This window comes from Shimia aestuarii, from assembly GCF_022814865.1.
Taxonomy (GTDB): Bacteria; Pseudomonadota; Alphaproteobacteria; order Rhodobacterales; family Rhodobacteraceae; genus Shimia; species Shimia aestuarii_A.
Window position 1 is genome coordinate 1 of sequence record NZ_JAKVRD010000010.1, and the last position, 16,650, is coordinate 16,650.

The window sequence follows — 16,650 nt, forward strand, 5'->3', positions numbered from 1 at the left end:
TCAATACGAAACGACCCCACAGTGCTCTGGGCTATCGCCCACCGGCCCCCGAAACCATCATCCAGATGGACCAAAGGCCGATCATGCACTAACAATCAAATTGGACCACTCAAGTGGGGCGGATCAATTGGTTGAGTGGGCAAGGCGCTCAGAATGGGTACAGCTACCACCTAAAGCGCTACACAACGAACCTGCAAAACGTTCCTTATGGCCACTGGTCGATGCTGCAAGAGATGATGGTTGGTCTCATCGGACCAATGGAGTCACGCGGCTATGTGTTGCCCGAAAATATGCTGCCTGACATTTCCGAGGGCCGTATGTTCTGCAAGTTCTTGCGAGACGTTTTGCACGTAGACACTGACGCACTACCGACATACAGACACGATTTCGAAGATGGGCGAATTGTGTACCCTAAGGCGTATCCTAATGAATTGCTGCCAGCGTTCAGGACTCATTTTTTTGAAGTATGGTTGCCCAACAAGGCGCAGGCTTACTTTGAGGCAAAAGACCCGGCCGCTCTTGAGTATTTGCCATTCCTGCTGCCGAAGCCAGACGCGGCATAGACTCAACTGCTGGCCCTACGGGGCCAGCTTCCACACCCTTCCCTCACGCTTCACCACACCAGCACTCTCAAGCCTCAGTAGCGCCATATAAGCCCGCTGCACCGCGCTCTTGCGGCTAATCCCTGCCACTCGCTCTTGTATCACGTCTGCGAGTTCTGAGGACGTGCAGGGCAGCATGGATAGGGCCAGACGCTTGCTCTTGCCACGCGATAGCGGCCTGTCGTGCATGATAGCAGGTTTCTGGACGCCACGCATGGCCATAAGCGCCTCAACGTGTTCCAGTCCTTCGCCCTTCCGGTATAGCGCCAGAAGCGCGTTGTTTATGGTTCTGTCCTGCATGGGGGTAGAATAGCAGGACGTGGGCCAGAGGGATTCACAATACTTGGTGCGTTTGATACATAAGGCCGTGACTTCGAAGGAACTCGGCCTCGCTTCATGAGGAACTAGTAGTGCTTTAATGCTTCGCGACCTGAAGCGGTAATACGGTAGCCCTTTTCATTCAGCCATGTAACTGTCCCAGCTTGAATGAAGCCCAGAGCTTCTAATTTGCAGATGGTCTGATCTCCAATGCCTGGAGACAGTTTTTCTCGCATTATGAAGCTTTCTGCTTCCCCTTTGTGACAATCTTCATAGTCACATTCGAAGCGTAGGATCTTCAGAGCCTCTATCATTTTGAGGTGCCCCTAGTTTCCTAGACACCTGCCTTTTCCAGTTTGCGCTGTCTTTCTTCGAAGTCAACGGGCGACAGCATGCCGTTGTTCGTGTGCTTGCGTTTTGGGTTGTAGAACAGCTCGATGTATTCAAAGACGTCTCGCCGCGCTTCCTCACGGGTGCGGTATTTTCGCCGCCTGACCTTCTCCCGCTTCAAGAGCTGAAAGAAACTCTCGGCCACTGCGTTGTCATGGCAATTGCCCCTGCGGCTCATCGAGTGTTCCAATCCATGTTCGCGCAGGAACGCTGCCCATTCACGGCTTGTAAATTGCGCGCCTTGGTCGGAGTGGATCAGCAGGCCTGGTCCAGGCTTTCTCCGCCAGATCGCCATGAGCAAAGCCTGCACAGCCAGCTCTGATGTCTGGCGAGACTGGACGGCCCAGCCGACGACACGCCTTGAGAACAGATCGATGACCACGCAGAGATACGCAAACCCTTCGTGTGTACGAAGATAGGTAATGTCCGTCACCCAGGCCCGATCAGGCGCATTGGTGGCAAACTGACGATCCAGCGTGTTGTCCACCACGACAGAGGGCTTTCCACCATAAACGCCAGGCTTCTTCTTGTAGCCGATCTGTGCCTGAACGCCCGCAATCCGAGCCAGACGGGCAACGCGGTTCTCGGATACAACCTCGCCCATATCGATCAGGTCATCATAGATCTTGCGGTATCCATAGACCTTGCCGCTGTCTTTCCACGCCTTCTTCACCAGCTTGGTCTGACGCCGATCTTCCTGCGCACGTTGACTTAACGGTTCCTTAACCCATGCATAGAAACCGCTCGGGTGGACGCTCAGCATCTTGCAGAGAACACGGACGCAATGTTGTTGGCGATGCGCGTCGATAAACGCGTACCTCACTTTGCATCCCTGGCGAAGTACGCGGTGGCCTTTTTTAAGATGTCGCGTTCCTCCGTGACCCGGGCCAGCTCTTTCTTGAGACGGCGAACTTCGGCCTCCTGATCAGTCTGCCTCTGCGGCTTCGAAAATTGCGCCAGCCAGGTGTAGAGCGATTTGGTGCTGACCCCGAGCCGTTCGGCCACCTCCTTGACCGAATAACCCCGCTCCGTGACCTGCGCCACCGCATCGATCTTGAACTCATCCGAGTAGCGAATTTGCCCTGACATTTGCATCGTCCTTTGCTTCCGAAATTACCAAGCAAAACGTCTACAAATCTAGGGGCACCTCATTTGGTTGGTTAGCTCGATACTCACTTCCTCAACCTCACTCCAGCGCCGCCACCATTCTCTGGAATGAACTCCACGCCAGCGGTTTCTAAAGCTGAACGTATAGCTGCGACCGTTGCGGCCCTGCCACCAAGGTCGCCTGTTGTGGCCTCAAGCCTCTTCACCGTTGGAATCGATACGCCAGAAGCCTCAGCCAAGTCATTCTGAGACCATCGCAGCAGCGCACGTGCTGCCTTCACTTGCTCAATTGATACTTTTAGTATTGACAATGCAATCACCCAAGTTGATACTTTTGGGATCATAACCGAAACTTGGAGGCTAAAACAATCACCCATGAACCCGCCATTTCAAATATGTCTGACCTACCCGCTGGAAGCATGGAACGCCTCGCTCTCTTTGCCGAGTGGACCAACACCACGCCGCCCGAACGCATCATGGACGGTGAAGGCGAGAACCGGACATTCAGCCAAGACATTCTGGTCTATGCCAAAGAGAACGGCCTTAGCCTTGATTGGTTCTGGATGGGCAACGAGATGGGGCTTGTTATGCAGGCGCACAACCAAGCGCGGAGGCTGACGCAATGACCGACCAAACCCCGTCATACAAGGCTCTGAGGAAGCATGTTTACAACGTCCAGGAAAAGACCTGTCTGCTTTCCGGCCTTATCCAAGTCATTGCCGACCTTGAAGGCAGGACACAATCCGGCGAAGCCGGGAAAGATGCTCTGATCTACATCGCTGAGGGGATGATTAAGGAAATCGACAGAGACCTTGATTTCGTAGACTTGCCGGAGTTGACGGGATGACCTGCAAGAAAACCATTCTGGATACAATGTACAAAACCGAGCACGCGCTTAACGAAATCAAGGGGCTGGCTGAGGCACTGGATCAGCTTGCTTTCCAGCATTCGGCTCTGTCGCGTTCCGGGGGTGAGAATGCGGCTATCAATTGCGTTATCTTGGCGCTTCGTCGCGCGATCAAAGAGGCCAGTAAGTCGCATGAAGCAGAGTTCAAAGCGTTGAGAGATGGGGCGGCGGCATGAACAAACTGGATAAATCTCACTACCAAGCATGAGGGACTATGCAATGACCAAGCAAGAGACAAATTTCATCCACTACGACAATGAATACCTCGGCGAGCATCAAGCAAGCGGACTGGCCTACGCTCTGCGTGACACCATCGCAGTAGCATTCTGTGCCTTCGACAACGATTGCATAAATGTGGAACTGGGCAATCGCGGTATCAGCAGCACGCTGGAGCGCGCAGAGAAAATGGCTCGTGAGTTGATCGACCGTTGCGAAATGCTCGAACGCAATCAGGCAAAGGCGCAGCCGTAGAGCGCTCCGAGAGCATAGGGCTGGCGGGAAGACACCTCGCCAGCTCGAGAGGCTTCAAAACATGACCATCCACTATGACATAAACCGCCGCTGGTCCGATCAGTTCATTCCGGACATCAAACGGATTGTGGGTAGTCATTTGCTTGAAGCGGCTCCTGATCCGCTGGACATGAAACAGGCGACGGATCTTCTCATGCTGGATGCCCGCGACATGCGGATCGCAGCGAGAGTTCGCAGGCCGGGATATGCAGAGCGTTACCCGCACCAGTTCACGATTCGCTCGCGCGTTCCCTCTGGGGCCGAGACTGAACTTTCCAAGATAGTGAACGGAAAAGGCGATTGGATGTTCTATGGCCACGCCAGCGCCCGTCAGGACGGCGTAGAGAAGTGGTTTCTCCTAGACCTAAATGCGTTCCGTGCGGCTCTTATCCGGCAGGGGCCGCAAGGCCTTCACTGGGGCAACAAGCGGAACCCCGATGGAACGGTCTTCACGTGGTTTGATGTACGCAGCTTTCCGTCTGATCCGCCGCTAGTGGTAGCGTGTTCGAGCGGAGTTCACGACCGATAGGATTCGGCGCAGCGATTGGTGTCAGCAAGTACGTCGCGAAGCATATCAACTCCGAGCAAAACAACCAAAACTTGCATTGCTGGAGAATTGACGCAAAATGGCGTCATGCCGTTCTACGGCATTGTTTGATACGAGACTGATTCAGGAGAAACTAATGAGATTTCTAGTACTCGCAGCCGCCGTTGCTTTCGCCACTTCAAGCGCCACGTTTGCCGCAATTCCACATGGAAAAGAGTCGGTTCTCTCGAACGACCAGATTGCGCATGGCGGTGGCTGTCGTAAGTCCTCCCCTCCTGGTAAATGCTGTCACGCGGGTAGCAAACCCTTCCACTGTCACTAGGCTGCATTCTTGAGGTCACCTTGGCCTACAGTGGCTGGGGAATTTCCTACGGTATCTACCTGATTGGCGCTGGCGGAGTTTTTGCCGATGCGCAGCGCGCCTTCGCAGTTTTCCTACTATTCCCTTTCAGGTTTAATCAACTGCCACTCCCTAATTTGGGGTCGCCGGTTGAAGGTGTTCGACTCGAAGAAGAGCGAGAAAGAAAGGCAACGAGCAGTGAGGATTTGGTGACAATATGGCACTTGTGATGAACTTAGACCCTAGCAAGGTGGAACTCTTGATGCGTCTAGCGCTGTTGGATGATGCAGCCAACGTGAACGAGCGGATGGGCGCCCTGACGGCCGAAATCTATGTCTTAGATGACGAAGAGGTCGACATTTGTTTGGATGTGAACCTTTGGCCAGAGAGCAAAGGCTCACCTTCCGTTGAAGCTCTTGCCAAGATGCTATGGCTTAACGTTGAGTGGACAGCCTCAGACTCCAACCCCCTTTTTGCATGGCCAGAAATTGGCTCATTGACCCAAAAGGCCCCCGAATACTTCAAGATGGTGCTGGACGCCCATAGGTCGCAGAAGCCGAAAAACTGAGGTTGGCAATGAATGACGCTGCTAAGGAGGAACTAGCGAGGCATTTGGGGCGAATCAGTGCTGAAGTCGCTCAGATATGCTCCAAGCTAGCCGACAATGAATACGAGCTAATCCCGACATCAAGAGGAATGGAAGCTATCGTAGACCGACAGTTCGCTCACGAAGTGAGTCGGTACCGTTGGTTTGCTGTCGTCTCGCGCGGCAACCATGTGCAAGTCGCAGCTGATGTTGATGGAAGACGCGTTGGTCTTCCACGTTTAGTACTGCACCTCGCGAACCCCGAAAAGGCAATCAAAGACATCAAGAACGTGTCTTACAAGAACAAGAACGCCATGGATTGCAGGCTCTCGAACCTAGAGAACCGTGTCGGGCGGCAAGCCGTTATGCGCAACCGCCGGAAAAAGCGAGATAGCAGCTCTAGGTTTAAGGGAGTGAAGCACCTCAAATCCGCAGGCAAGTGGTCTGCCAGCATTTCGGACGGTGAGAGAGTTATTTACCTCGGATCGCATGAGCACGAGGAATTCGCAGCAGCAGTGTATGACGCTGCCGCGTCTATGCTATTTGAAGGCGCAGCCCACTATAATTTGCCGAACGAACGCATTGAACTTGATGCAATGCATGAAGCGACCATGCGGATTAAGCGACACCGTACGCGCTGGACAGCAAGGAGCGAAGCAAAGCAAAATCTGGAGGCTTGGGCGCTGGGGAGAAAAAAGTAACCGTAGCGAGGCAGACAAGATTGTCGGGCCGTTGGCCTTCACTGATTCCTAACGCGGCTTGCAGTAGCTCGGGAAGCTTCCGCGATAACGGCCAGCTTTCTTCTGTGCCGCGATGTAGCTTCCTGAGGGATCATATCGGTCACAACGACCGCAGTATCCGTTTGCAATCATCAGTGCGCCGATATCTTGCCCATCCGGTAGCGAACAGCGTCCGACACGGCGATCATAGGTGACCTCTCCATTCAGCCGACAGTTCAGGCGCTTGCCAGAAACCAGTTTCTTCATCGCCGCTGTGGCTTGGTTTCCTAGCCGGGTTCCTCTCTCATCACAGTTCAATCCGTTTAGCCGGATCGGCACTCGAGAGACTTCAATCGTATCTCCGTCTCGGATGTGGGTAACTGGACCGACAAGTTCTTGTGCCGCAGTAAGGCTACTCGAAAGCAGCCAAGCGGCCATGAATATTGCAACGATAGGTTTCATTGTAAGCCCCGCAAATACTTAGGGTGCGACGGTAGTCACATCGAATGGTAGAGACATAGCTCCTCGATGCGCCCGCCACCAGCAGGCACGCGCGATGCTGTCTATCAAGCTCCGAAGACTTCTAGGATCTCTTGGCTAGTCTGTGCATAAGACCGCTGAGGAGATGTGCTCTCCAAAGGAATATTTGCGTAATCTCGCCAGTCCTTTGCCTGCACAGTCTTCCATAGTGAGTTTAGCTCTGACCGCATCAAGCGGGACTGGTTAGCGTTCACTTCACTTAGTTCCGTGAAACACTGGCGTATCAGGCGCTCTCTGAGATGCTCTGCGAAATGGCCATAGGTGTCTGTAACTGTTCGGGTGCTGGAATGCCCTAGCTGCCGTGCCACCATGTCGAGCGGTACACCGGATCGAATCAAATCGCTCGCATAAGTGTGTCGAAGTCCATGGAATACCAACTCCCGAGGTAACTTCGCTTGATCGACGGCACGCCTAAACAAGCTGGTGTGTTGCTTTCTCCAGATAGCACCCTTGTCGCTTCGAAACACATAGTCACGGTTTGCTTTGCCTTTACACTGGGAAAGGAAGAACGCCATACCCTCGTCCGGCAGGAAAACGAATCTTGCCGGGCTGCGCTTGAACGCTCCAACCCTGATTCCGTATCCGATGCGCCCAACATCTTCGACAGTAAGTCGCCCCAATTCCCCCACCCGGCAACCAGTGTAGAGCGCTGCCAAAACTAGCAAACGAAGAGCTGGTGTGCAGTAGCTCAGCAATAGGCTGCATTCTTCGCGCGTAAGGAAAACTGTTCGAGGGGAATGAATTACGGAAATGCGCTTCAAACATCGCCACGGTCTCTCTGACTCAATGTACCCATTATCCCAAGCGTGTCTGAATGCCATTCGTAGAATGGTTACCAAGGAGTTAAACTTGCGTTTGCGGCAGCGCATCTCGTCGGGTGTCAGTGTTTCAGGATCAACCGGCGGCTGGCGCTCTGCGAAGCCATACTTTGGTGGAGTCCGCAGAACCTGGAGGGCAAGCTTCTTTAGATGCAGTGCGTTAAAGTCTTCTAGCGGAATGTGAATTAAGCTTGGGACGATGTGGAAATTGATCAATACGAGATTGTTGTAATGACCACCTTCTGAGCGGGCAATTTTCGTCCATTCGGTGTAGTCCTTCAAAGCATGCCCCACAGTGTATGTGCTTCCAATTGGGCAGAAGTTAACCTTGTCAGTGCGGCCAGTGGGTTTTGTGATATTCGCAACGGCTTGGATCTCGCCAGTATTGAACCACTCGAAGGCTCGTCGCACAGCTTCGTCAAAGCCAACAACTCCTCTTCCTAAGTCTAAAGCAGGCCCTAAGCACTTCTGAATGTATCGCTTGTCCGCAGTGAGCAACCGCGCCGTCCAGTTACAAGTTCTACCATCCGGTTTGTGGATGCCGATGTGCCTACTGGTCTTAATCGCAAACCAGAACGGTGATTGCCGAAATTCCAACAACTCAAGAAATGATGGATCCGAAAATTGGCAGTCCGAAATATCCTCTGCCGTGTAGGTTTCCTTTGGTTTCTTCCGCATAGTAGTGACCTTTCAGAAAATCATCGGCCTTCAGGTTACTAGCAATTTAGCTGCGCTTTGAGCTTCGGCGGTCCGCGTTAACTTTTCCTCAACCTTTTTGGGGTAGGGTTGGAAGCACCAAATGGATAGGCACACGCATGCGAAACGCAGAGGCTTCGGCGAAAGAAAAGCAACTGAGTGAGGTCATAGTCGAGTTGGAAACCGCACTATTGGAGTACGCGGTGCAGTATGGTTTGTCAGATCAAGCACGAGCTGTGCTTACGAAGTCGGGGAAACTCTTAGCTACGCTAGACCCCCTAGGAATAAAGCCTGAGGGGGCATCGAGGCTCGATTGAAGCCAATCGAGAACTTGTGGAATTGCAAGGCCACCCAGTCAAACATGCTCGCTAGGCATGACTGACTACTCGTCCCTTCTCGGCAAGATTCCCAACGATTGCTCTCTGCTTTCGTAGAAGTTCGAGCGGGGCCAGCTCCAATCATCTTCAGTCTTCCCATAGTCTCGCCAATTGGGAGTTTGAACGTTCTCCCATAAATCTGTGAGACGGCCTTCCATGCTCTTAGCCAATCTCTTGTTGTTTGCATCAACGCTTGAAAAAGCACTGCGAATAATTGCTTCGCGATACTGTGGCGCAAGATGGCCATAGGTTCTGCTGACGGTATCAGCACTAGCGTGGCCTAGCTGTTGCGCAATCACTGATAGCGGCACTCCTGCTTGCACCAACTGAGTCGCGTATGTGTGCCTCAGGACATGGAAGGAGATGTGTGAGGGTAAATCTGCGGCAGCAACAGCTTCCTTGAGGTGGGCTTTCTGAGAGCCTTCCCATTTGAGTCCTTGCGGGTTCGTGAAGACCAGATCATTGCTTTCCTTGCCCTCTACGCAGGCAAGAAAGAAGGCTAGACCTTCATCGGGCAGAAAAACGAAGTGCGACCGACGGTTCTTTCCACTGAAGATCCGGACGCCATAACCTTCTGTGGCGACATCCCTAACCCTCATGGACGCAAGCTCACTAATCCGACAACCAGTGTATAGGCCCGCAAGTATGAGCTGTTTGATTTCCGGACGCGCATTTTCAAGGAGGCTTTTGCATTCCGAGCGTGACAAGAACTCTACTCGAGGTCTGTCTTGGTTCGGGAGATTCTTGAGACACTTCCAAACCCGGATATCTTCGAACTTCCGGTTCTCCCAGGCCATCTTCAAAGCGCCTCTCAATATGGCAATGAGAGCATTCAGCGTTTTCTTCCTCTTTCGAAGTGCTTCTGAAGAAAGGGTCTCGATCCTGATTGGTCGACCTACTTTCTGGTTTCCCCTTTTTGGGGGAGATGACAGAATCTGCCTTGAAAACTCTGTTATGTGGTTGGGTGTGAGTTCTTCTGCTGGTAGCCAGCCAAGCCTTGGGTAGAGGTGGAAGTTGATCCTATTCACCAAGGATACGAAGTAGTTCTGAGTTGCTGCCATACGCTTCCATTCGACATAGTCGTAGAGCGCGTGGCCGATAGTGAAGACGCCCCCGTAAGGGCAAAATGTGAGCTCTCTGCGAACCCCAAGTGGGTAAGGATTAGATGCAAGCCTAGATACTTCTGGCGAAGAAAACCAGATTTCAGCCCTTATCAATGCTTCGTCATATGTCGGACAATCGTCGAAGCTTGCCAATTGAGCCTGCCGATATTTGCCTTCCTTGGTTCTAACCCTTGCCAGCCAAATTCTTCTATCTGCTCTGATCTCGACTCCGATGTGCCGGCAATACTGGAGGGTGTCCCAGTATGGCGCGCTTCTCGGTGGAAGCGCTCGGAGCTTCTGTGGGTCATTTAAGTGGTTCTTCTTCGGCATTTCTGACTCCTTCAAAGTTCATGGAATCGATAGCCGATATTCTTGAAGGCAAATTGGCACGGCCTTCGAGTCGTGTTGTACGCCGTCCACTGCGCGCGTTTCAGACCGTATTTGTGCAGATAGGGTGGATAATTGGGTGGATAGAATACACCCAAAAAACATCAAGCATCTGTAAACAAGATACTTTTTTGGAGTAACTGGTGCCGCTGAAGGGACTCGAACCCCCGACCCACGCATTACGAATGCGTTGCTCTACCAGCTGAGCTACAGCGGCACACGCGGGGCGCTCATAGCACCCCGACGCGCGCTGGAAAAGCGTTATTTTTCGACAAAGCCTGGCTGCACCGCGGGCGTCGCCTCGGGCGCATAGTTTTCCTCTTCCTCGTCGGGCTCTCGCGGCGCGAAATCGTCCTCGTCCACGATCTCCGCCTCTATCGGGGCGTCCTCATCCTCGAGGTCATCGTCGCTTTGATCCTCAAGCGCGCCAACGATAAGCGGCAACATCTCGACCCCGGTCGCGCTCCGAACCTCCGATTCTGGCGGCGCCGTCCATGCAAGCGTGTCGAACGCCTTGCAGTTCTCACAAACCGGCGCCCAATCCGCGTGGATATGGTGGCACTTGTCACAGACCCATTGCGGACCGCGCGGCGCAGTCAGGGCCCGCGCAAGCCAACCTTTGACAACCGCATCCTTCGCGCCTTCGCCCCGCTCGATCGCCGCCATGATGGTCAACGACCGGGTTGTCGGGTCTGTTTCATAAAGATCGCCCAGCGCACGGCGCGCCTCCGGGAAATCCTCTGCCGCAATATTGAGTTCTGCCATGAGCATCTGGCTCTCGGCATGGTCCTTATTGCCCTTAATAAGTGTCTTGAACCGCTTGATCCGCGCCGCCGGGTCTTCGTCCGGCGCGATCTCTGCATAGGCCGCAGCAAGATCGGGATGCGGTTGGGCCTGCCATGTTTTCTGCAACAGACGCGAGGCATTGCGCGCCTTGCCTTGGCTGATATAGCTGCGTGCCGCCATCACCGCTGCGGGGATGAGGTCGGGCGAAAGTTTGTTCGCCTCAATCGCCTTCTCGCGCGCTTCAACCGACGCATCTTCATCAAGGATGTCCTTGGCCTCCGAAAGCGCCAGGACCGCATCGCGGCGTTTGTGCACATCGCGTGGCAGGCTGCCATGACGCAGTTTCGCGCCAAGCGTTGCACGCGCCCCGGCCCAATCGCCAGTATCCGCCTGCAACCGCAATAGCGTATCCTGCGTCTCTTCGTGTCTCGGTTTGAGCGCAAAGGCCGTCTTGGCAAGCTTGAGCGCCGCGTCCGTCTTACCCTCGGAAAGGGTCTGTTTCATCAACCCGCGCACCCCGACAAAGCGGGTCGAGTCATCGGCAAGCAGCTTCTTGTAGACCTCGGTCGCCTTCTTGCGGTCGCCTGACATCTCTGCCGCCTGCGCCGTCAGAAGGTTGGTCAGTTCGGGTTTGCCAAGATAACGCTCTGCCTTGCGCGCCTTATCGATCGCCGTCGCGCCCTCGCCAGAAGCAAGCGCCAAAAGACCATCGGCCAGCGCCTGATACCCCTTCTTCTCGCGGTTGCGGTCGAAATATCGGCTGATCGCCGTTTCATCGCCATTCAGGAACTTCAGCACTGCAACAAGAAACGACACGAACTTGAACAGAAGCCAGCACAGCACCACAAGAGCGACGAGCGCGATCACCGCTTGAAGCGGCCCGAGCGTGTATTCCACCCCGGCGACGGTGATCATCACACCGCCATCGCTCTCCATGAGCCAGCCGGCGCCATAGGTCACGCCGGCAATCGCGGCAACGAAAAGAAGGATTTTAACAAGCGACCAGAGCATGAAATGTCCTTTGATTAATCGGTCAGGCCCTGGGCAAGGGCTTCTGCGGCGGCCAGTGCGGCGGCGCGTATCTCTGCAGACTCACGCCAGGACGCCATCTGAGCCTTGCTTTCTTGCGGAAGGGCGTCGATCTCGGCCAGAGCTTCATCAATTTTCCCGCCCTTGAGGGCGGCCTCCGCGCGCGACAGGATCGCGTCCGGGTCATCCCCTTCTTGTGGGGTCACCGACCGTGCACCAAGCTGCGCCTTGAGGAATGCTCCAATACGGCTCCCGGTGTCTTCCGCGCTTTGGTCTTTGCGCGCCTCTGCCAGCGCGGCCCGCGCGGCATCCGGGAAGGCGTCGATCAGGGCGGGCAAGGTCGGAACCCCATCCGCCGCCGGATCTGCAAGGGCCGCCGGAACGCTTTCGCCGCTCGCATTGGCGAGATCGATAAGCGCCGCCTCATAAGACGCCCCCGAGTCGAGCGCCGCCATCACGCGCGTCAGCGCCGCCTGAACAAGCGTGCTACGCGCGGTCTGTTCGCTATTGGCCTTGAGCGTTTCCGCCTCTTCGAGCTGCGCCGCGACCTGCGCCCGAAGCTCTTCAACCTCGCGCTCATAGGCTTCGATGGCCGAGGCCGAAAGACCGTCGCTCATCGGGCGTTTCTCCGCTTCGGTCAGGCGCGCACCAAGCGTGATAACGTCTTGCGCCACCGACTCGACCCGCTCAGAAAGCCCATCAATCCGCGCTTCAAGGGCTTTGGCATCTGTGCTCGCAGCAACCGCACTTTCCGCATTTGCGGCGATATCGCCTTGCCCTGCGCGCAGCCCGTCGATTTCTTCTTGTTGTGCCGCGATCCGTGCATCGATTGCGGCAAGCGCGTCTTCATCGGCCCCAAGCAAAAGCCCCTGCGATTGCATGTAGGTCGCCGCGCCAAATCCGATCCCGGCCGCCACGACACCACCAATCACCGTGGGAACAAAACCACCACGCTTAGCGTCTGCTGGTTGCGGCTGTTCTTCGGCGGGGGTCTCTTCTGGTGTCGCCTCTTCGGTAGACTCTTCCTCGCCAGATGCCCCATCTTCCACCTGCGGTTCTTCGATTAGAAGCGGGGCCTCTTCATCGGTTGCCTCCGCCTCTTCAACGATCTCGGCCTCCGTGACCTCGTTCTCGACTTCCTCAGTCTTCACGGCGTCTTCGTCGTGTTCGGTCTCTTGCGATGTGTCGGTCTTATCTGACTTGGCCACCCGATCTAACCCTTTCGAATCCGGTTTCGCTGTGTCGCGCCTTACTCAAGTCTAGGCACTGTCCCCATCAGTCTCAATGCGGCACGCTGCATCTGCAAACTGTTTTATCCCCGCGACCATGAAATCAGCATGCGGCTCGGGAGTCACGATCATGCGCCTTGGCGAAAGGGAGCGCGCCTCCTCTGCCACCGCCTCGCTCATCGCGACAATAAAAAGCGCTGCATGAAACGGCCCCGCTTTCGCAACCTGCGCCGCACTGCGCGGTGAAAAAAGGGGAAGTATAAGGGACTTTTCCCGTCCCAAAAGCTCTTTTGCCTCGGCGTTCAACGGCTCTGCTTCCTGCCGATAAACGACCATATCCATGGTCTCAATCCCGGCGTCCTGAAGCCGCGCCGCCACATCCCCGCGCGCGTGCGCCCCACGGAAATGAACAAGCGGCCCACGAGGCGCATCGGCCAGAATCCGCCGCAAGAGCGACTCCGCATCGCCCCCCGCGGCGCGCGCCTGCCACCCTTTGGCATTGGCCGCTGCGGCTGTCGCCTCTCCGACGCACCACGCCGGAAGGCCGCGCCCCTCGACAGAGGCGACTCCGTTTTTTGATGTAAAGATCGCCCCCGCCATCCGCTCAGGAAGCGAAACCACACTGGGTTCGATCCGCAAGACCGGTGAAATCACCACTGGCGCAGTGATCCCCTCGGCCCGAAGACGCGCCTCAAACCGCTCTGACGCGTCTTGCGGACGTGTTAGAAGGATCGGAACTTGGGCATCACGCATCAGTATGGCCAGCATTGTTCAGGGCTCCTTTCGGTGTTACCTGCCAGTGCAAGGGCGCGCAACGGCATTGAACATGAACGAAAACACCGAAACGATCCTCCTAGGCCTCGAAAGCAGCTGTGACGACACGGCCGCCGCGATCCTGCGCGCCACACCAGGCTTGGCCCCCGAGATTCTTGCCTCCATCGTGAAAGGTCAAACCGATCTCCACGCGGCTTTTGGCGGTGTCGTCCCCGAGATCGCGGCCCGCGCCCATGCCGAAAAGCTTGACTTGTGCGTTGAAGAGGCGCTCACCACGGCGAACCTGACACTGGCCGACCTTGATGCTGTCGCCGTGACCGCCGGGCCGGGCCTCATCGGAGGCGTCCTTTCGGGCGTCATGGTCGCCAAGGGGCTTTCCGCAGGCCTTGGCATCCCGCTCATCGGCGTCAATCACCTCGCGGGCCATGCGCTCACGCCGCGACTGACCGATCAGGTCGCCTTTCCCTACCTGATGCTGCTGGTCTCTGGCGGACATTGCCAATTCCTGATCGTGCGCGGCCCCGAAGACTTCTCGCGCCTTGGCGGAACGATTGATGACGCCCCCGGCGAAGCCTTTGACAAGACCGCCCGCCTCCTTGGTCTTCCACAGCCCGGTGGCCCCTCGGTTCAGTCCGAGGCCGCAAAAGGCGACGCCAAGCGCTTTCGCTTCCCGCGCCCGCTTCTTGATCGGCCCGGATGTGACATGTCTTTCTCCGGCCTCAAGACGGCCCTCCTACGCGCCCGCGATGCGCTCGTCGCCGAAAAGGGCGGCCTCACGGAACAAGACCGCGCCGACCTCTGTGCCGGTTTTCAGGCCGCCGTCGTCGATGTCCTGTCCGAGAAGACCCGCCGTGCGCTCGATATCTATCTGACCGAGACCCCAACCGAACCGCTCCTCGCTGTGGCTGGTGGCGTCGCCGCAAATACCGCCATTCGGGCAAGGTTAGAGACTGATTGTGGCGAACGCGGCGTGACGTTCACCGCCCCTCCGCTTGCCCTTTGCACCGATAACGCAGCGATGATCGCTTACGCGGGGCTTGAACGCTTTGCCAAAGGCGCCAAAGATGACATGACATTGGCGGCCCGCCCGCGCTGGCCGCTCGACCAAACCGCGCCCGCGCTTCTCGGATCGGGCAAGAAAGGGGCCAAGGCATGAGCATAAGCGTCATCGGCGCAGGAGCCTTCGGGACCGCACTGGCGATTTCGCTCGCCCGGACGGGCATTCCGGTCATGCTCTGGTCCCGCGATCCCGATCACGCCCGCGACATGCAGGAAAACCGTGAAAACGCGCGTCGCCTTCCGGGCCTGACCCTGCCGGACGCCATCACTGTTACCTCGGATATCACCCAAGCCACCGCCGGAACGATGCTCCTCGCAGTTCCGATGCAACGCCTGCGCAACCTGCTTCTGACGCATCCGCTTCTAGATGGGCACACGCTCGTCGCCTGCTGCAAAGGCGTAGAGCTATCAACACAGCTTGGCCCTGTCGCCGTCATCGAGGCCTGCGCCCCCAAGGCGACCGCCGCGATCCTCACCGGACCGAGTTTTGCTGCCGATATCGCCCGAGGTCTGCCCACCGCCCTGACACTCGCCGTCGAGGACGCAGCCGTTGGGAAAACCCTGCAACAGGCTCTAACAACGCCCAACTTGCGTATTTATCGCACCACCGACACCATCGGGGCCGAGCTTGGCGGAGCTTTGAAGAACGTCATCGCGATCGCCTGCGGGGCGACCATCGGCGCGGAGCTGGGCGAAAGCGCCCGCGCCGCACTCATGACCCGCGGCTATGCCGAGATGAAGCGCATGGCCGGTGCCCTTGGTGCGCGCGCCGAGACGCTCGCCGGGCTTTCTGGGTTTGGCGATCTCGCCCTGACCTGCACCTCCGATCTGTCGCGAAATTACCGCTTCGGTCTGTCCCTTGGACGCGGTGAGCCCTTTGATCCGTCAATAACGGTTGAGGGCGCCACAACTGCCCGCGCCGTGCTTGACCGCGCCAACGCGCTTGGCATCGACATGCCGATTACTGCCGCCGTGACTGCGCTTCTCGACGGCTCCCTTGAGATTCAGCAGGCCATGGAACACCTGCTTTCCCGCCCCCCAAAAGAGGAACACGCATGAAAATCGCCCTCATCGCCAAAGACAAACCCGGCGCGCTCGACATTCGCAAGGCCAACCGCGACGCCCATGTCGCCTATCTCAAAGCAACCGACGCCGTGGAGATGGCCGGTCCGTTTCTGGACGAGAACGGCGAGATGTGCGGCTCTCTCGTGATCCTGAACATGACGCTCGAAGAGGCACAGGACTGGGCAGCCAAAGACCCCTATAAAAAGGCCGATCTCTTTGAATCGGTTGACCTCAAGCCATGGAACAAGGTTCTGGGCTGATGGCATATTGGCTCTTCAAATCCGAACCAAACACTTGGGGCTGGCAGGATCAGCTTGCCAAGGGAGATGCCGGCGAGGAATGGGATGGCGTGCGCAACTATCAGGCCCGCAATTTCATGCGCGAGATGAAGATCGGCGATCGCGGCTTCTTCTATCACTCGCTCAAGGAGAAATCCGTCGTCGGGATTGTTGAGGTCATCGCCGAGGTCCATCCGGATTCCACAACCGATGATCCCCGCTGGGAATGCGTCGATATCAAGGCCGTTGAAAGCGTGCCCAATCCTGTCAGCCTCGACATGATCAAGTCCGATCCGCGCCTTGCCGAAATGGTGTTGGTGAAGAACTCGCGCCTCTCGGTACAGCCAGTGCGCGACGAGGAATGGGCAATCATCTGCGAGATGGGCGGCCTCTGAGGAAAATACAAACGGAGGCTCTGCCCGTTTACCCCCGGCCAGAACCTCCGTTACCCCACGTGCTCCCTACTCACCACACGTGATCCGT

21 protein-coding genes and 1 tRNA gene are annotated in these 16,650 nt (G+C 56.4%); 12 read left to right on the top strand and 10 right to left on the bottom strand.

Going from position 1 to position 16,650, the window contains the following annotated elements:
- Window positions 1-113: 113 nt before the first annotated feature.
- Entirely contained in the window at window positions 114-563 is a 450-nt protein-coding gene (locus MK745_RS11300) for a hypothetical protein (RefSeq protein ID WP_243613403.1), read from the top strand.
- 443 nt (window positions 564-1,006) lie between these two features.
- Here MK745_RS11300 and MK745_RS11305 read toward each other — a convergent pair whose 3' ends face one another.
- From MK745_RS11305 to MK745_RS19830, 3 genes are all read right to left on the bottom strand, one after another.
- Window positions 1,007-1,234, bottom strand: a complete 228-nt coding sequence (locus tag MK745_RS11305; RefSeq protein WP_243613404.1) for a hypothetical protein — start codon at window positions 1,232-1,234, stop codon at window positions 1,007-1,009.
- A gap of 20 nt (window positions 1,235-1,254) precedes the next feature.
- A protein-coding gene (locus MK745_RS11310) for an IS3 family transposase (RefSeq protein WP_243613405.1) occupies window positions 1,255-2,399 on the bottom strand; the annotation gives its coding sequence in 2 pieces (ribosomal slippage) (window positions 1,255-2,159 and window positions 2,159-2,399; 1,146 coding nt in all).
- 83 nt (window positions 2,400-2,482) lie between these two features.
- The gene (locus MK745_RS19830) at window positions 2,483-2,794 is read right to left on the bottom strand and encodes a helix-turn-helix domain-containing protein (RefSeq protein WP_347813650.1); all 312 of its coding nucleotides are present in this window, start codon (window positions 2,792-2,794) and stop codon (window positions 2,483-2,485) included.
- A gap of 42 nt (window positions 2,795-2,836) precedes the next feature.
- On the opposite strand from MK745_RS19830, the gene MK745_RS11315 reads away from it, so the two are divergent.
- From MK745_RS11315 to MK745_RS11345, 7 genes are all read left to right on the top strand, one after another.
- The gene (locus MK745_RS11315; protein WP_243613406.1) at window positions 2,837-3,043 is read left to right on the top strand and encodes a hypothetical protein; all 207 of its coding nucleotides are present in this window, start codon (window positions 2,837-2,839) and stop codon (window positions 3,041-3,043) included.
- Window positions 3,040-3,264: a hypothetical protein gene (locus MK745_RS11320; protein WP_243613407.1), complete on the top strand. Its 225-nt coding sequence runs from the start codon at window positions 3,040-3,042 to the stop codon at window positions 3,262-3,264. Before MK745_RS11315 ends, MK745_RS11320 begins: the two co-directional genes overlap by 4 nt.
- Window positions 3,261-3,500 (top strand): hypothetical protein, encoded by a 240-nt coding sequence (locus MK745_RS11325; protein WP_243613408.1) that lies wholly within the window; start codon window positions 3,261-3,263, stop codon window positions 3,498-3,500. Before MK745_RS11320 ends, MK745_RS11325 begins: the two co-directional genes overlap by 4 nt.
- A 43-nt stretch (window positions 3,501-3,543) precedes the next feature.
- Entirely contained in the window at window positions 3,544-3,795 is a 252-nt protein-coding gene (locus MK745_RS11330; RefSeq protein WP_243613409.1) for a hypothetical protein, read from the top strand.
- 61 nt (window positions 3,796-3,856) lie between these two features.
- A complete protein-coding gene (locus MK745_RS11335) occupies window positions 3,857-4,363 on the top strand; it encodes a hypothetical protein (RefSeq protein WP_243613410.1) in 507 nt (168 codons plus the stop codon).
- Window positions 4,364-4,938: 575 nt separating this feature from the next.
- Entirely contained in the window at window positions 4,939-5,289 is a 351-nt protein-coding gene (locus tag MK745_RS11340) for a hypothetical protein (RefSeq protein ID WP_243613411.1), read from the top strand.
- A gap of 8 nt (window positions 5,290-5,297) precedes the next feature.
- Window positions 5,298-6,008 (top strand): hypothetical protein, encoded by a 711-nt coding sequence (locus tag MK745_RS11345; protein WP_243613412.1) that lies wholly within the window; start codon window positions 5,298-5,300, stop codon window positions 6,006-6,008.
- A 48-nt stretch (window positions 6,009-6,056) separates the two neighbouring features.
- On the opposite strand, the gene MK745_RS19835 is transcribed toward MK745_RS11345, so the two are convergent.
- The 7 genes from MK745_RS19835 to MK745_RS11380 form a co-directional block, all read right to left on the bottom strand.
- Window positions 6,057-6,488, bottom strand: a complete 432-nt coding sequence (locus MK745_RS19835; RefSeq protein WP_347813651.1) for a thermonuclease family protein — start codon at window positions 6,486-6,488, stop codon at window positions 6,057-6,059.
- Between the two features lie 104 nt (window positions 6,489-6,592).
- Complete coding sequence (locus tag MK745_RS11355; protein ID WP_243613414.1) at window positions 6,593-8,062, bottom strand: tyrosine-type recombinase/integrase; 1,470 nt, start codon at window positions 8,060-8,062, stop codon at window positions 6,593-6,595.
- 400 nt (window positions 8,063-8,462) lie between these two features.
- Entirely contained in the window at window positions 8,463-9,890 is a 1,428-nt protein-coding gene (locus MK745_RS11360; RefSeq protein ID WP_243613415.1) for a tyrosine-type recombinase/integrase, read from the bottom strand.
- Between the two features lie 198 nt (window positions 9,891-10,088).
- Window positions 10,089-10,164: transfer RNA gene (locus MK745_RS11365), tRNA-Thr, on the bottom strand.
- A 44-nt stretch (window positions 10,165-10,208) separates the two neighbouring features.
- Entirely contained in the window at window positions 10,209-11,744 is a 1,536-nt protein-coding gene (locus tag MK745_RS11370) for a heme biosynthesis protein HemY (RefSeq protein WP_243613416.1), read from the bottom strand.
- Window positions 11,745-11,758: 14 nt separating this feature from the next.
- Window positions 11,759-12,970: a hypothetical protein gene (locus MK745_RS11375; RefSeq protein WP_243613417.1), complete on the bottom strand. Its 1,212-nt coding sequence runs from the start codon at window positions 12,968-12,970 to the stop codon at window positions 11,759-11,761.
- A gap of 51 nt (window positions 12,971-13,021) precedes the next feature.
- Window positions 13,022-13,759 (bottom strand): uroporphyrinogen-III synthase, encoded by a 738-nt coding sequence (locus tag MK745_RS11380; RefSeq protein WP_243613418.1) that lies wholly within the window; start codon window positions 13,757-13,759, stop codon window positions 13,022-13,024.
- Window positions 13,760-13,817: 58 nt separating this feature from the next.
- Here MK745_RS11380 and tsaD point away from each other — a divergent pair, with 58 nt between their 5' ends.
- Genes tsaD through MK745_RS11400 form a run of 4 tightly spaced genes read left to right on the top strand, consistent with a single transcriptional unit; the run spans window position 13,818 to window position 16,562 of the window.
- The gene (gene tsaD, locus MK745_RS11385; RefSeq protein WP_243613419.1) at window positions 13,818-14,921 is read left to right on the top strand and encodes a tRNA (adenosine(37)-N6)-threonylcarbamoyltransferase complex transferase subunit TsaD; all 1,104 of its coding nucleotides are present in this window, start codon (window positions 13,818-13,820) and stop codon (window positions 14,919-14,921) included.
- Window positions 14,918-15,883 carry an NAD(P)H-dependent glycerol-3-phosphate dehydrogenase gene (locus tag MK745_RS11390; protein ID WP_243613420.1) on the top strand — a complete coding sequence of 322 codons (966 nt, stop codon included), beginning with the start codon at window positions 14,918-14,920 and terminating at the stop codon, window positions 15,881-15,883. The genes tsaD and MK745_RS11390 overlap by 4 nt, the downstream gene beginning before the upstream one ends.
- Window positions 15,880-16,149, top strand: coding sequence for a YciI family protein (locus tag MK745_RS11395; protein ID WP_243613421.1), 270 nt, complete (start codon window positions 15,880-15,882; stop codon window positions 16,147-16,149). Before MK745_RS11390 ends, MK745_RS11395 begins: the two co-directional genes overlap by 4 nt.
- The gene (locus MK745_RS11400; protein ID WP_243613422.1) at window positions 16,149-16,562 is read left to right on the top strand and encodes an EVE domain-containing protein; all 414 of its coding nucleotides are present in this window, start codon (window positions 16,149-16,151) and stop codon (window positions 16,560-16,562) included. The genes MK745_RS11395 and MK745_RS11400 overlap by 1 nt, the downstream gene beginning before the upstream one ends.
- Window positions 16,563-16,650 lie beyond the last annotated feature (88 nt).

What these genes read in the sequence shown, in the direction of transcription:
- MK745_RS11395 (WP_243613421.1), top strand. Translation starts at nt 15,880, where the DNA reads ATGAAAATCGCCCTCATCGCCAAAGACAAACCCGGCGCGCTCGACATT.
- MK745_RS19835 (WP_347813651.1), bottom strand. Translation starts at nt 6,488, where the DNA reads ATGAAACCTATCGTTGCAATATTCATGGCCGCTTGGCTGCTTTCGAGT.
- MK745_RS11345 (WP_243613412.1), top strand. Translation starts at nt 5,298, where the DNA reads ATGAATGACGCTGCTAAGGAGGAACTAGCGAGGCATTTGGGGCGAATC.
- MK745_RS11390 (WP_243613420.1), top strand. Translation starts at nt 14,918, where the DNA reads ATGAGCATAAGCGTCATCGGCGCAGGAGCCTTCGGGACCGCACTGGCG.
- MK745_RS11315 (WP_243613406.1), top strand. Translation starts at nt 2,837, where the DNA reads ATGGAACGCCTCGCTCTCTTTGCCGAGTGGACCAACACCACGCCGCCC.
- MK745_RS11400 (WP_243613422.1), top strand. Translation starts at nt 16,149, where the DNA reads ATGGCATATTGGCTCTTCAAATCCGAACCAAACACTTGGGGCTGGCAG.
- MK745_RS11330 (WP_243613409.1), top strand. Translation starts at nt 3,544, where the DNA reads ATGACCAAGCAAGAGACAAATTTCATCCACTACGACAATGAATACCTC.
- MK745_RS11340 (WP_243613411.1), top strand. Translation starts at nt 4,939, where the DNA reads ATGGCACTTGTGATGAACTTAGACCCTAGCAAGGTGGAACTCTTGATG.
- MK745_RS11355 (WP_243613414.1), bottom strand. Translation starts at nt 8,062, where the DNA reads ATGCGGAAGAAACCAAAGGAAACCTACACGGCAGAGGATATTTCGGAC.
- MK745_RS11380 (WP_243613418.1), bottom strand. Translation starts at nt 13,759, where the DNA reads ATGCTGGCCATACTGATGCGTGATGCCCAAGTTCCGATCCTTCTAACA.
- MK745_RS11335 (WP_243613410.1), top strand. Translation starts at nt 3,857, where the DNA reads ATGACCATCCACTATGACATAAACCGCCGCTGGTCCGATCAGTTCATT.
- MK745_RS11320 (WP_243613407.1), top strand. Translation starts at nt 3,040, where the DNA reads ATGACCGACCAAACCCCGTCATACAAGGCTCTGAGGAAGCATGTTTAC.
- MK745_RS11360 (WP_243613415.1), bottom strand. Translation starts at nt 9,890, where the DNA reads ATGCCGAAGAAGAACCACTTAAATGACCCACAGAAGCTCCGAGCGCTT.
- MK745_RS11325 (WP_243613408.1), top strand. Translation starts at nt 3,261, where the DNA reads ATGACCTGCAAGAAAACCATTCTGGATACAATGTACAAAACCGAGCAC.
- tsaD (WP_243613419.1), top strand. Translation starts at nt 13,818, where the DNA reads ATGAACGAAAACACCGAAACGATCCTCCTAGGCCTCGAAAGCAGCTGT.
- MK745_RS11305 (WP_243613404.1), bottom strand. Translation starts at nt 1,234, where the DNA reads ATGATAGAGGCTCTGAAGATCCTACGCTTCGAATGTGACTATGAAGAT.
- MK745_RS19830 (WP_347813650.1), bottom strand. Translation starts at nt 2,794, where the DNA reads ATGGGTGATTGTTTTAGCCTCCAAGTTTCGGTTATGATCCCAAAAGTA.
- MK745_RS11370 (WP_243613416.1), bottom strand. Translation starts at nt 11,744, where the DNA reads ATGCTCTGGTCGCTTGTTAAAATCCTTCTTTTCGTTGCCGCGATTGCC.